10 protein-coding genes, 1 tRNA gene and 1 other RNA gene are annotated in these 12,948 nt (G+C 40.3%); 3 read left to right on the forward strand and 9 right to left on the reverse strand.

Going from position 1 to position 12,948, the window contains the following annotated elements:
- Positions 1-185: 185 nt before the first annotated feature.
- The 4 genes from ACXYSM_RS04880 to ACXYSM_RS04895 all read right to left on the reverse strand — a co-directional run bounded on the left by ACXYSM_RS04880 (position 186) and on the right by ACXYSM_RS04895 (position 6,216).
- The gene (locus ACXYSM_RS04880; protein ID WP_458634706.1) at positions 186-2,474 is read right to left on the reverse strand and encodes a DNA translocase FtsK; all 2,289 of its coding nucleotides are present in this window, start codon (positions 2,472-2,474) and stop codon (positions 186-188) included.
- Between the two features lie 141 nt (positions 2,475-2,615).
- The gene (locus ACXYSM_RS04885) at positions 2,616-4,571 is read right to left on the reverse strand and encodes a fructose-specific PTS transporter subunit EIIC (RefSeq protein WP_458634553.1); all 1,956 of its coding nucleotides are present in this window, start codon (positions 4,569-4,571) and stop codon (positions 2,616-2,618) included.
- A complete protein-coding gene (gene pfkB, locus ACXYSM_RS04890) occupies positions 4,568-5,479 on the reverse strand; it encodes a 1-phosphofructokinase (protein ID WP_006152496.1) in 912 nt (303 codons plus the stop codon). Before pfkB ends, ACXYSM_RS04885 begins: the two co-directional genes overlap by 4 nt.
- Positions 5,476-6,216 carry a DeoR/GlpR family DNA-binding transcription regulator gene (locus tag ACXYSM_RS04895; RefSeq protein ID WP_458634554.1) on the reverse strand — a complete coding sequence of 247 codons (741 nt, stop codon included), beginning with the start codon at positions 6,214-6,216 and terminating at the stop codon, positions 5,476-5,478. Before ACXYSM_RS04895 ends, pfkB begins: the two co-directional genes overlap by 4 nt.
- Positions 6,217-6,377: 161 nt before the next feature.
- Between ACXYSM_RS04895 and ACXYSM_RS04900 the strand changes: the two genes are divergently transcribed.
- Positions 6,378-6,465: transfer RNA gene (locus tag ACXYSM_RS04900), tRNA-Ser, on the forward strand.
- Between the two features lie 79 nt (positions 6,466-6,544).
- On the opposite strand, the gene ACXYSM_RS04905 is transcribed toward ACXYSM_RS04900, so the two are convergent.
- From ACXYSM_RS04905 to ACXYSM_RS04925, 5 genes are all read right to left on the reverse strand, one after another.
- Positions 6,545-7,879, reverse strand: coding sequence for an Nramp family divalent metal transporter (locus tag ACXYSM_RS04905; protein WP_458634555.1), 1,335 nt, complete (start codon positions 7,877-7,879; stop codon positions 6,545-6,547).
- A 305-nt stretch (positions 7,880-8,184) separates the two neighbouring features.
- Positions 8,185-8,532: a transfer-messenger RNA gene (ssrA, locus tag ACXYSM_RS04910) on the reverse strand.
- A gap of 60 nt (positions 8,533-8,592) precedes the next feature.
- Positions 8,593-9,228, reverse strand: a complete 636-nt coding sequence (locus tag ACXYSM_RS04915; protein ID WP_458634556.1) for an SGNH/GDSL hydrolase family protein — start codon at positions 9,226-9,228, stop codon at positions 8,593-8,595.
- Between the two features lies 1 nt (position 9,229).
- Positions 9,230-10,057 carry a Cof-type HAD-IIB family hydrolase gene (locus tag ACXYSM_RS04920; protein WP_458634557.1) on the reverse strand — a complete coding sequence of 276 codons (828 nt, stop codon included), beginning with the start codon at positions 10,055-10,057 and terminating at the stop codon, positions 9,230-9,232.
- A 23-nt stretch (positions 10,058-10,080) separates the two neighbouring features.
- Positions 10,081-11,397, reverse strand: a complete 1,317-nt coding sequence (locus ACXYSM_RS04925; protein WP_458634558.1) for a CapA family protein — start codon at positions 11,395-11,397, stop codon at positions 10,081-10,083.
- A gap of 147 nt (positions 11,398-11,544) precedes the next feature.
- Here ACXYSM_RS04925 and def point away from each other — a divergent pair, with 147 nt between their 5' ends.
- Positions 11,545-12,156: a peptide deformylase gene (gene def, locus ACXYSM_RS04930; RefSeq protein ID WP_458634559.1), complete on the forward strand. Its 612-nt coding sequence runs from the start codon at positions 11,545-11,547 to the stop codon at positions 12,154-12,156.
- A gap of 44 nt (positions 12,157-12,200) precedes the next feature.
- Entirely contained in the window at positions 12,201-12,929 is a 729-nt protein-coding gene (gene rlmB / locus ACXYSM_RS04935) for a 23S rRNA (guanosine(2251)-2'-O)-methyltransferase RlmB (RefSeq protein ID WP_458634560.1), read from the forward strand.
- Positions 12,930-12,948: the final 19 nt, after the last annotated feature.

Consider the following 12,948-nt stretch of genomic DNA (forward strand, 5'->3'; position numbering starts at 1 on the left):
AATACTTTATTAGTTAAAATTAGTAAAAGTAAAATCTAAAGATCGGACCAACCTGAAAGTCTTTTTAGAACAAAAATACTTATAATCCTAGGCAAAAAGAAAGAAATCACCTTCGAAAAATTAGAGAAGATTATTCCAATTTCCTAAAGGTAATTTCTTGAATTTTTATTCTATTTTCAAACAATTTATTGTTGTAAGACTTTACGAGGTTTTGTTCCTTCAGCCGGACCGATAACACCAGCCATTTCTAATTCTTCCATCAATCGAGTTGCTCGGTTAAAACCAACTGAAAGACGGCGTTGAATCATGGATGCACTTGCTTTTTGTGTCTCTATAACAAGCGCCTTGGCTTCTTCGAAAAGTGGATCTCCAGCATCATCGCTAGAACCAAACTCACCTTCTGTCTCAGATACTTCTCCTGGATCAAAGCTTTCATCATAATCCGCATCAGCTTGCGCCTTAATGAAGTTTACGATGCGTTCCACATCATCATCTGAGATAAAGGAACCTTGCAAGCGAACAGGATGGTTTTCGTCAATTGGTTTAAAGAGCATATCCCCTCGACCAAGCAATTTCTCCGCACCATTTTCATCTAAAATCGTACGTGAATCCGTTCCTGAAGAAACAGCGAATGCTACACGTGACGGCACATTTGCCTTAATCAGACCAGAGATAACATCTACTGAAGGACGCTGGGTTGCAAGAATCATGTGAATACCAGCCGCACGCGCCTTTTGTCCGAGACGAATAATAGCATCTTCTACTTCCTTGCTGGCAACCATCATCAAATCTGCCAACTCATCGACAATCACGACGATTAAAGGTAGAGGTACTTGCTTGTATTCAGACTGAGCATTGAATTCCTCAACTTTAGCATTGAAACCAGCAATATTTCGAACTCCGACTTTCGCAAAGAGTTCATAGCGGTTTTCCATTTCATCAACAACCTTTTGCAAAGCCTTACTAGCCTTGCGAGGATTGGTTACAACTGGAATCAAGAGATGGGGAATATCGTTGTAGACCGACAACTCGACCATCTTAGGATCCACCATCATAAATTTGACTTGGTCTGGGCGAGCCTTCATCAGAATACTTGCGATGATCCCATTAACTGCAACAGATTTACCAGAACCTGTAGAACCGGCCACTAGCAAGTGAGGCATTTTAGCCAAGTCAAAGCAACGGGCTGTACCATTGACTGCTTTCCCAAGAGGAATTTCTAGAAGATTTTCAGGTTTTGTTTGAGATTGTTCCCAAAGCTCACGGAAGGATACCGTTGCAATTTCTGAGTTAGGAACTTCGATACCTACCAAGGATTTCCCAGGAATCGGTGCTTCGATACGGACATCTTTAGCAGCCAAGGCCAGAGCCAAGTCGTCTGCTAGATTGGAAATACGGTTGACACGGACACCAACTGCAGGTTTAACCTCATACTTAGTCACCGACGGACCGATTTCTGCTCTTTCTACAGTCACTTTAATACCAAAACTTGCGAAGGTCTCTTCCAAAATTTTAATATTTTCTCGAACGATTTTCTTTTCTTTTGACTGATCTTTTGGTTTATCAGGTGCAAAGAGTTGCAAGCTTGGAAGCTTATACTCCAAGGCCTTTTTAGCAGAAAAATCTACTTCAACCTCTTCGTCATCATCATCTTCTTCTTCAGAGAAAACTTCTTCCTCTGGATAGTCTCCTTCTTCAGGGTAATCAAAATCAGCTTGCGGGAGAATAATCTCAGGTTCTACCCATTCCTCCTCTGGAAGTGGAGGAAATTCTTGCAGTGGTTGGTCTGATAAGATTTCTCCAGTTTCCATATCTACAGGCTGCATGTCAAGCAAAGCCTGCTCTTCTCTTTCTTTTTCAAGTCTTGCTTGCTCTTCTGCTTCTCTTTGTGCCTTTTCCTCTTCACGCTTGATAAAACGCTCTTGTTTTTTCTGTTCACGGCGCTCCATCCAGATAGCTAATCGAGCTGAAAGAAAATCAGCAATATCATAGATAGACCATGGACTCATTAAAAGAGCTCCGATTAGGATTAAGATTGCCCCGATGAAATAGGTACCGATGTTTGAGAACAAAAAGGCTACCGGAATGTAGAGACCACTCCCAATCACACCCCCACCAGCAAAGCTTGTCACTTGAAAACTGGTTAAATCTTTAAAAATTTGTCCAACTGTTACTTGGAAAACAGCGTTTGCCATACTAAGCTTCCAGACAAGATAGGCTTGAAAGATTAGGAGTAAGCCTGTAAAAATAAAGAAGAAACCTGCTAGCAAGCCTTCTTGTTTATGAATCCATTTAAAGAAGAATAGATAAATCAAGAGAGAGAAAATAGCTAAGTATGCTAAACTCCCTACGAGTAAGCGAATCAGGTTATAAACAGTGATTCCGACAGCTCCCCATTTGAGGGCTGCAAAAATTAAACAGATAGCCAAAGCTAAGGAAATCAGCATTCGTTGAATCGCTTGTTTTCTTTCCAATTCTGCTTTAGACGGTCTTCGTCTTGTTTTGGTTGTATTCTTGTTTGCCATGCTTCTATTATATCATATTTCAGAAACTTTTCGAGAGGTTAAAAAAATGACTGCCCACTTTCGTGTTCAGTCATTTGAATGTGTTTGTGATTATTTTTCTAATGGTTTACGAAGGTAACCGTAAACGACACCACTGACAATTGCTCCTACCAAGACAAAGACAAGGTAAAGAAGAGCATTTGAAGTAAGGGCGATAACGAAGATTCCTCCGTGAGGAGCCATGAGTTTGATATTTGCAAGACCAACGAGTCCACCTGCTACCGCTGAACCAAGGATGAAGCTTGGGATAGCACGAGCTGGGTCTGCTGCACCAAATGGAATCGCACCTTCAGTGATGAATGACAAGCCCATAACGATGTTCGTCAAACCAGAGTTACGTTCTTCTTTGGTAAATTTATTCTTGAAGAGAAGTGTTGCTACAAAGATTGCAAGCGGTGGAACCATTCCTCCAGCCATAACTGCTGCCATGGCTACTGAACCACCTGTTGCAACTGTTGCTGCAAGAGTACCAGTACCAAAGACGTAAGCTGCTTTATTGACAGGGCCACCCATATCGACAGCCATCATTCCTCCAAGAACGATACCAAGAAGGACAGCTGAACCACCTTCAAGTCCTGCAAGGAAGTTGTTCATACCAGTATTGATTGCGGCCATTGGGATATTGACTGCCAGCATGACAAATCCTGTCAAGATTGTTCCAAATAGTGGCAAGAGAAGGATTGATTTAGCACCTTCAAGTGAACGAGGAACTTTTACATATTTCTTAATCAAGAGAACCAAGGCACCAGCAATAAATCCACCAACAAGAGCACCAAGGAAACCTGATGACACTCCGGCAAGAGCTGAAGTTGCTTCTCCACCCTGAGCGTAAGGGATTTTACCAAAGGCATAACCTTCTTTAGCGATAGCACCAGCTACGAAACCTGCTACCAAACCTGGTTTTTCAGCAATTGAGTAAGCAACATATCCTGCAAATACTGGAAGCATCAAACCAAAGGCTGAGCCACCAATTTTCATGAACATAGAAGCTAGCTCATGGTAAGAACCAAGATTCCCAAGGCTTTCATTTGGAACCCCCAAAGCACCGTCAATCAAGAAGGCAAGGGCAATCATGATACCACCACCGATAACGAATGGCAACATTTGGGATACACCACTCATCAAGTGTTTGTAGAAGGCACCGCCGAGGCTTTGTTTTTCATTAGATGCTGTTGAAGCTTGTGCTCCGTTAGCAGCATGGTAGACTTCAGCATTCCCAGAAAGAGCCAAGTTGATCAACTCTTCTGTCTTACGGATACCGTCTGCAACTGGACGATTGACCAACGGTTTGCCATCAAAACGATCCATTTCAACTGCTTTATCAGCAGCGATGATGACAGCTTTAGCCTTACGAATATCTTCTGCTGTCAATTTATTGCCAACACCACTAGCACCATTGGTTTCAACCTTGATCCCAACACCCATTTCTGCCGCCACCTTTTGAAGAGCTTCTTGGGCCATGTAAGTGTGGGCAATTCCTGTTGTACAAGCTGTAACTGCTACGATGAAGTCTGCAGAGTCATTTGTAGGAGCTTTAGCTGGTTCTTGAGCTTTTTCTGAAACTTGGTCAAAGAGTTCAATGACTTGGTCAGCTGAAGTTACTTGGCGAAGTTTGTCAGCAAATCCGTCTTTCATCAAGTATTGAGACAATTCTGCCAAGGCTGCTAAGTGAGTGTCATTAGCACCTTCTGGAGCAGCAATCATAAAGAAGAGGTCAGTTGCTTGTCCATCCAAGCTTTCGTAATCAACACCCTTGTTCGACTTAGCAAAGAGAACTGTCGCTTCTTTAACAGTAGCATTTTTGCTGTGAGGCATTGCGATACCGTCACCCAAACCTGTAGAAGTCAAAGCTTCACGCGCTAAAATTCCTTCTTTAAAGGTTTCAAAATCTGTCACGTATCCGTGTTCAACCAAGCTATGAATCATTTCTTCGATAGCTGCTGTTTTTTCAGTTGCTTGCAAATCAAGCAACATGACGTCTTTTCTCAATAAATCTTGAATTTTCATCTTTTTTCTACCTCAACTTTTTCATAAGTTTCTTTAATAAATGCTGCAGTTGCTAAATCATCTGAGAAGGTGGTTGCTGTTCCACAAGCCACTCCCCATTTGAAGGCTTCTACTGCGTCTTTTGATTTGACAAACTCACCCGTAAATCCAGCAACCATAGAGTCACCAGCACCCACTGAGTTTTTAACGGTTCCCTTGATCGGTTTAGCAAAGTATGCTCCATCTGATGTTACCAGAAGGGCTCCATCACCAGCCATAGAGATGATAACGTTTTGAGCACCTTTAGCTAGCAATTCTCGAGCGTATTTTTCAATTTCATCTAAGCTTTCGAGTTTCACTCCAAAGATAGCTCCCAGTTCATGATTATTTGGTTTGACCAAAAGTGGTTGATAATCCAAACTATCAATTAAGGTCTGACCTTCAAAGTCACAGACTACTTGAGCGCCTGTCTGACGCGTCAAGGCAATCAAATCCTTATAAATGACATTGCCTAAGTTTTTTGCACTCGAACCCGCAAAGACAACTGTATCTTCTGCTGTCAGACTTGAAAGAATGGCTTTTAACTCTTCAAGTTGTTCGGGCTCAACATTAGGACCTGTCCCATTGATTTCTGTTTCTTGATCTGCTTTGATCTTGACATTGATACGCGTATCTTCTGCCACTTGGACAAATTGCGTTTCAATTTGTTCTTCAGCTAAAGTATCTGTGATAAATTTTCCAGTAAATCCTCCGATGAAACCTGTCGCTGTATTTGGAATATCCAAACGCTTCAAGACACGGCTAACATTGATACCTTTACCACCAGCAAACTTATCATCACTATCCATACGATTGACACTACCAACTTCTACTTTGTCCAAACGGACAATGTAGTCTATAGATGGATTGAGTGTGACTGTATAAATCATACTTCTATTACCTCCGTTTTCTCTTTGATAGCTGACAAGAGCTCATGACCCTTGCATGTAATGACAATAGCACGTTTTATAGGAGCTACCTTAGCAAAACAAGACTGACCAATCTTGGATGAATCTGCTAAAACATATGTCTGTTTAGCATTTTCTAAGATAGCACGCTTGACGGCGCCCTCCTCCATATCTGGAGTTGTAAAGTAACCTTCATCTACACCGTTCATTCCAATAAAGGCACGATCAAAGTGCAGTTGGTTAATCTGATTGAGAGCTACTCCTCCGATACTGGCATCAGTTGTCATCTTGACTCCACCACCGATAATGACGGTTGGGATTTGCTTATCCACTAATTGAACCGCATGGTGAATGGAATTGGTTACCACTGTAATGTCTTTTCGCTCCAATTCTTTAATGAGAAAGGCTGTCGTACTCCCTGCATCCACAAAGATAACATCTTTTTCTTTGATGAGGGAAGATGCTTTTTGAGCAATCAACTTTTTCTCTTGAAGGTTTTTGACAGATTTTTCTTGAATGGTTTCTTCTTCTTGCAAGGAGTGAGGCAACTCTGCTCCTCCATGCACTCGACGAAGTTTATTTTCAGACTCCAGTTCATCTAAATCACGTCTAACTGTTGATTCTGAAGTATCTAACAAGCCTACCAATTTCTCTAGAGAGACGATTTTATGCTTACTCAATTCTTCTAAAATCAACTGTTTTCGTTCACTTTTTAGCATTAGTTTACCTCCTGTTAACGATTACATTATTCATTCTATCATAAAAAAAATCAAAGTCAAGCATTTTTTGTCACTTTCTTTCAATTTCTATCACTGACTCCTCAACTTTAAATAAATTTGCAAGAAAGAAGGCTTTATGGTAGACTAGGTTAGTAAGTATTGGAAGATTACTCAAGAGGCTTAAGAGGCCGTGTTGGAAACGCGGTAGGCGTGTTAAAGCGTGCGTGGGTTCGAATCCCATGTCTTCCGTTTATTTTCAAAAAAGATACCCAAGAAATCTTGGGTATCTTTTTTCTTATATGTTTGTTTTCTAACTTGGGTGAATTTCTTAGAAAATATCAAATAACAATTTCACATTGAGAATTGTTAAGATAATGGAAACAATATAACCAAGGATGGTATTCCATTTGGCATTGGTAAATTCGCCCATCAGTGATTTCTTAGAAGTTAGATAAATCAGAGGGAAGATTGAAAATGGAAGAGCGATTGAAAGAAAGACCTGCGAATAGACCAATAACTGATCCAAGGTTTTTTCCTGATGACCAAACAGAACCGCTACAATCATGACAGGCAACAAGGCAAAGAGACGAGTTGCCAAACGAATGAACCATTGAGGCAATCTCATATGCAAGAAACCTTCCATAACGATTTGTCCAGTCAAGGTACCCGTAATTGTCGAATTTTGACCACTGGCTAATAAAGCCAAGGCAAACAAGGTTGATAAGGTCGAGCTAGCTATAGCTCCTGCAATAGTAGAATCCTGCAAGGCATTATACATTTGAGAGAAGGCAGAAATCTCGGATGCATGGCCGAAAAAGAGAGCCGCCCCGAGAATTAATAGAAGGGAGTTAACCACAAAGGCCAAGGATAATTGGAGATTTGAATCCCAGGTCATAAAGCGCATCGCTTTTCGAACATCATCCTTGTCATTGTGATTGATTTTCCGAGTTTGAGACAAGGAAGAATGCAAATAGAGGTTATGAGGCATAACCGTCGCACCTACAATCCCCAGAGCTAATGTTAATTGACTTTCATGTCCTGGCAAAGGACTCTCAAATAAGGTCGCATTCGGTAGATAACCCTCAACGATTCCTTGGAAGCTTGGATGTGACAAAGCTACCAGATAGGTAAAAATTGCTAGAATGGTTAAAATCAGTGTTGTCACAATAGCTTCAATCTTCTTAAAGCCAAATTTCATCAAAAGCAATAAGAGAAAGACATCTAGAACCGTCAAAAGGATGGCTATCATAATCGGAATCTTAAAGAGAAGATTGAGAGCAATGGCTGAACCTAGAACTTCTGCCAGGTCTGTCGCCATCAAGGCTAATTCTAAAATCACCCATAGACTATAACGAAGCCATTTAGGTGAATGATGAGCCGTTGCTTGAGCCAGATCCATCTGGGTTACAATACCAAGCTTTCCTGCCATCTGCTGAAGTTGCATGGCAATGAGAGATGAAATCAAGATAACAAACAAGAGACTATACTTATAGGAAGCACCACCGACTACACTGGTAATCCAGTTTCCTGGATCCATATAACCAACTGCGACAAGAGCACCCGGACCTAAAAAGGCCTTTAAATTTTGCCAGAAATGATTGTTATTTGGAGTATCGATAGATTGATTAATCTCAGAGAGTGACACTTTTTTATGAGAAGACATAGATACTTACCTCTTTCTAAACCTACTTTTTCATTATTTTCTATTAGAGAAAAATAAGATTGACTTTAAACTATTAAAACAATGAAAACTATATGAAAAACATTTAGTTTTTTCATTATTTTTCTTAAGGCACCTTAATTATAACAGAAAATATGATAAAAACTTAAGAAAATTCAGGACTTGATTTGATATTTAGGATACGACAAAATGTTGTATCCTTTTTCTAAAAAGGAATACCAAGGAATAAAATAAAAAACGTTGTAAAAACAACGTTTTAGAAAGATTTACAAAACAATGTAAATTATTAATGGAGCCGGTGGGAGTCGAACCCACGTCCAAACATCTGCTAACATATTTGTCTACAACCATAGGTTATGTATTGTTTTAACAGCTCCTCGACACATAACTCAAGCCTAGGAACTGCGAGTCTATCAATCTCTTATCAAACTGCTAGACAAAGTTTGATCGTATCTCGCTAAAATTAAGACCTGTCATCAGACACGAGCAATCCGAATCGGGTCACGCCTGCTGGTTTTTAGGCAGCTAGAGCGTAAGAAGTGTTATTTTTTGCAGTTATATTTAACTGAGCGTTTACGTCGCCACACGAGTCGCAAAATATGCCTCATAATGCCTGTCGAATCCGTAACGACCCCAAAGACTATAAAGATATTATACCTTATCTAGGTTAAAAAAGCAAAAATGCAAGTAGATGTCTAGAAAAGTCTAGTTTTCAAGGTTTCTGATAGAGCCTGATAGCCAGAAACACTAAGGTGAAGCCCATCTGTTGTATAGTCTGATTTGAGTTGCCCTTCCTGATCGAGTAGCTCTTCAAAAACAGATACATATTCTACCTGCATGTAGGCAGAAGCTAACTCTTGATAGACTTGGTTCCAGGCCTTGATTTTCTCATTTGTACGAATATAAACTGTCTGTTTGTATTCTTCCCCTTGATGAACTGGCAGAATAGAAACTAGCTTAATCTGTGACAGCGGATAGTCACGAGAAATACTTTGAATCACACTTTCGAGATTGGTTAGTGCTTGACTCATTGGAACATCTTTTCCAATGTCATTGGTCCCAATCAAAAGCACAATTTGATCCACTGCATCACCATAGAGGTGGGCATCAAGGTTATCAAGTAAAAGTCCGGTCTGATAGCCTCGTATACCTCGGTTCACAATGGTCTTTGTTGTCCCTAGCAATTCCTGTAAGGGATAATACTCAACAATAGAATCTCCAATAAAGATGATATCTGGTTCAATTACCGAAATCTGATTGAGTTCACGATACTTGGTTTGGATTTTCTCTTGCTCTTTTAAGAGCCAGTTTTCTAATAGCTGTACTGCCAAGTTATTCTCCTCTTTCTAGCCAGTTCTCTAAAACTTTGTAAACACCTGCCTGACTGTTGGCTGGAGCTACTTTTGTCGCAACTCTCTTAACAGCTTCTTCTGCATTTTCCATAGCGTATGAAATTCCTGCCAACTCTAACATTTCAATGTCATTTTCACTATCACCAAAGGCCATGATTTGTTCAGGTTTTAAGTTCCAACGTTTGAGCAATTCTACTAGCCCCCACGCTTTATGAATCCCATCTTGTAAGATATCAATACAGCCATAACCGCTGGAAACAGCTCGCACATGCCCATCAAATAGGTCATTAATTTCCCGCAAAACCGATTCGGATCGTTCTTCACCAACAACCATACTCATCTTGAGAACACCACCGAAGAGATTAGAGTCAAATTCATCAACAAAGTTCATTCGTTGATAGAGCTTCTCAATCATCTCTGGAGTCATAAATTTATCTAGTTCTGTAAAAACAGTGCCTTTCTTTACAAAACCACCATTCATCGCAGTCACGACAAACTGATCCTGACATTCTCTACCTTTAAAGTGAGCTAAAGCTTTATCAACCATGGCATCATCCCAAGTTTGTGCTTGAATCAATTCATTGTTCTCGAATATCCGAGCACCGTTAGCAACTACGAGAACCACTCTCTCTGCTATATGTCCCAGTAATTGTCTCATACGATGAATTTCATTTCCCGTTGCAATGACAAAACGAATGCCACGTTGATCCAGCTTGTCCAAAATTTTTTCTAGACGAGGTAGATCCAGTTGTCCCTTGGGGTCCAACAAGGTTCCATCCATATCCGTCGCAATTACTCTAATATCCATCTTTTTCTTCTCGCTCTCCATTGCTACCATTTCAAACCTACATGCTCATTCATTTCTGTATAAGCTGTGTCTATCCGTTCCTTGGTTTCATCATCTAACTGGCTACGATATTTCCCACCCTCAATGAAATCATCTAAGATATAGGTCTGGTATAGATAGAGTGGATAACCTTCTGGAGAATAAGTTCCTTTTGGTGTTCTATTAACCCAGCTAGGATGAGCTTTAGCAGTCTCTATTGTAGTCTTTCCTGCCTTTTTCTTGATAGTCACATCCATGAGAACGCCACGTTCTGTCCACTTGGCATTTTCCTCATCCTGCATGGTTTCAATACGCTGATTCGATAGGAAATTCCCCATAGAATAGATGATGAGTTTTTTATCTCCATCTTTATCGACTGTCTCAGCTGGTTCAACAACGTGAGGGTGTCCACCGAAGATAATATCAGCCCCCCAATCAATCATTTTATGGTAGAGTTCCTTTTGCTCTTCAGTTGGTTCCAATTGATACTCAATTCCCATCTGAGGCATGACGACTGTTATATCTGCTTCTTTTTCAGCTCTTTCTATTTCTGCCTTCATTTTTTCTTCATTGAGATCAGAAAGATGATTATCATAATCTTCTTTAGAAATGTATTCTTCAATACCGTTAAAACCATAAGAATACGCTAGAAGAGCAACTTTTATGCCCTTGACTTCCTTGATGACGATAGGCGCCTTATCTCTTGGTTCGTGGGTGTAAACTCCGATTGGAGTCATTCCAGCTTTTTCGATAGCATCAGCAGTTGAAAAAACTCCCTCAATCTGAGAATCTAAGATATGATTGTGAGCCAAGTCTAACACTTGGTAACCAGCATCCTTTATAGCATCCATGACTTCTCCAGGTGCATTAAATAAAGGATAACCTCCTAAGTAGTGGTCCTTGTTTACAGTTCCTTCAAAGTCACCGATGACTAGGTCTGCTTGTTTCAGCCAAGGTTTTACATACTCAAAATTTTCATGAAAATCATAAGTACCATCTTCCTTTAGGGCAGTTCGATAAATCGGAATATGATAGAGGAGGTCTCCATTTGCCATGATGCGCACACTCGTTTCTTCTTCCGTTACGGAATTCTTACCTTTAGAGTCTGAATTCTGACTCACTACAGGTGCATTCCTACTCCACAATGGAACTCCCTTAATTCCTTGAGCTAATAAAGTCAAAGCCATCGAAATCGCAACAACAATCAACAACACAACAACAAAGGTTTTATTACTCCACTGTCGATAGTTTTTGAAAAATTGGATAGACTCTCTGACAACTGGTAATCCTGATTGCTTTATTCTTCTACTACGTTTTTCCATATCTTTTCTCCTTGCTTTTTGATGCAAGTCTCCTTACCTTATTATACCACAGACAAATAGCTATTTCCCTTTATTAACAATTTCTGTGACTTTCTTTCTCAACTATTTTGTGTTATCATGGAATTGTAATGGAAGGAAGGAGAGAAGATGTCTGCTATAGAACGTATTACAAAAGCTTCACATTTAATTGACATGAAAGATATTATCCGCGAGGGCAATCCAACCCTACGTGCAGTTGCTGAGCAAGTCACTTTCCCATTAAGTGATCAAGATATCATCCTTGGTGAGAAAATGATGCAATTTTTGAAACATTCACAAGACCCAGTTATGGCTGAAAAGTTAGGTCTACGTGGAGGAGTCGGACTTGCTGCACCACAATTAGATATCTCAAAACGCATCATTGCTGTTTTAGTTCCTAATATTACCGAGGAAGGTGAAACACCTCAAGAAGCCTATGACTTACAAGCTGTTATGTACAATCCTAAGATTGTCTCACACTCAGTCCAAGACGCTGCTCTAGGAGAGGGAGAAGGTTGTCTATCAGTCGATCGTACTGTCCCAGGTTATGTTATCCGCCATGCTCGAGTAACTGTCGACTACTTTGACAAAGATGGCGAAAAGCATCGCATCAAGCTAAAAGGCTACAACTCCATCGTTGTACAACATGAAATCGACCACTTAAATGGTGTTATGTTTTATGATCGTATCAATGAAAAGGATCCTTTTGCAGTCAAAGAAGGTTTACTCATTCTGGAATAAAGAAAATCCCGTTGAAAGACGGGGTTTTATGTTATAATAGAGCCATGAAAACAAATGATATTGTCTATGGCGTTCACGCCGTTACCGAAGCACTGTTAGCAAATACTGGAAACAAACTCTATCTCCAAGATGATTTGAGAGGTAAGAATGTAGAAAAAGTCAAGGAACTGGCAACTGAAAAGAAAGTATCTATCTCTTGGACTTCAAAAAAATCACTTTCCGAGATGACTGAAGGAGCTGTCCACCAGGGCTTCGTTTTACGTGTTTCTGAATTTGCCTACACTGAACTTGAGCAGATTCTTGCTCAGACTCGTAAAGAAGAAAACCCACTACTGCTAATTCTTGATGGTTTAACAGACCCACATAATCTCGGTTCTATCTTGAGAACAGCGGATGCAACCAATGTTTCAGGTGTTATTATTCCCAAACACCGAGCTGTCGGCGTCACTCCTGTCGTAGCAAAAACAGCAACAGGTGCTATCGAGCACGTCCCCATTGCTCGCGTAAACAATCTCAGCCAAACATTGGATAAACTTAAAGAAGAGGGCTTTTGGACCTTTGGAACTGATATGAATGGAACTCCTTGCCATAAATGGAACACCAGTGGAAAGGTCGCCCTCATTATCGGAAATGAAGGAAAAGGTATCTCAAGTAACATCAAAAAGCAAGTGGACGAGATGATCACTATTCCAATGAATGGACACGTACAAAGTCTCAATGCCAGTGTTGCTGCTGCTATTCTCATGTACGAGGTCTTCCGCAATCGATTATAAAAAAGTTTCCAATCAAATG

The organism is Streptococcus sp. V940, assembly GCF_054353495.1.

Coding starts and splice junctions, on each gene's coding strand:
- ACXYSM_RS04885 (WP_458634553.1), bottom strand. CDS start 4,571: ATGAAAATTCAAGATTTATTGAGAAAAGACGTCATGTTGCTTGATTTG.
- pfkB (WP_006152496.1), bottom strand. CDS start 5,479: ATGATTTATACAGTCACACTCAATCCATCTATAGACTACATTGTCCGT.
- ACXYSM_RS04895 (WP_458634554.1), bottom strand. CDS start 6,216: ATGCTAAAAAGTGAACGAAAACAGTTGATTTTAGAAGAATTGAGTAAG.
- ACXYSM_RS04905 (WP_458634555.1), bottom strand. CDS start 7,879: ATGTCTTCTCATAAAAAAGTGTCACTCTCTGAGATTAATCAATCTATC.
- ACXYSM_RS04920 (WP_458634557.1), bottom strand. CDS start 10,057: ATGGATATTAGAGTAATTGCGACGGATATGGATGGAACCTTGTTGGAC.
- ACXYSM_RS04925 (WP_458634558.1), bottom strand. CDS start 11,397: ATGGAAAAACGTAGTAGAAGAATAAAGCAATCAGGATTACCAGTTGTC.
- def (WP_458634559.1), top strand. CDS start 11,545: ATGTCTGCTATAGAACGTATTACAAAAGCTTCACATTTAATTGACATG.
- rlmB (WP_458634560.1), top strand. CDS start 12,201: ATGAAAACAAATGATATTGTCTATGGCGTTCACGCCGTTACCGAAGCA.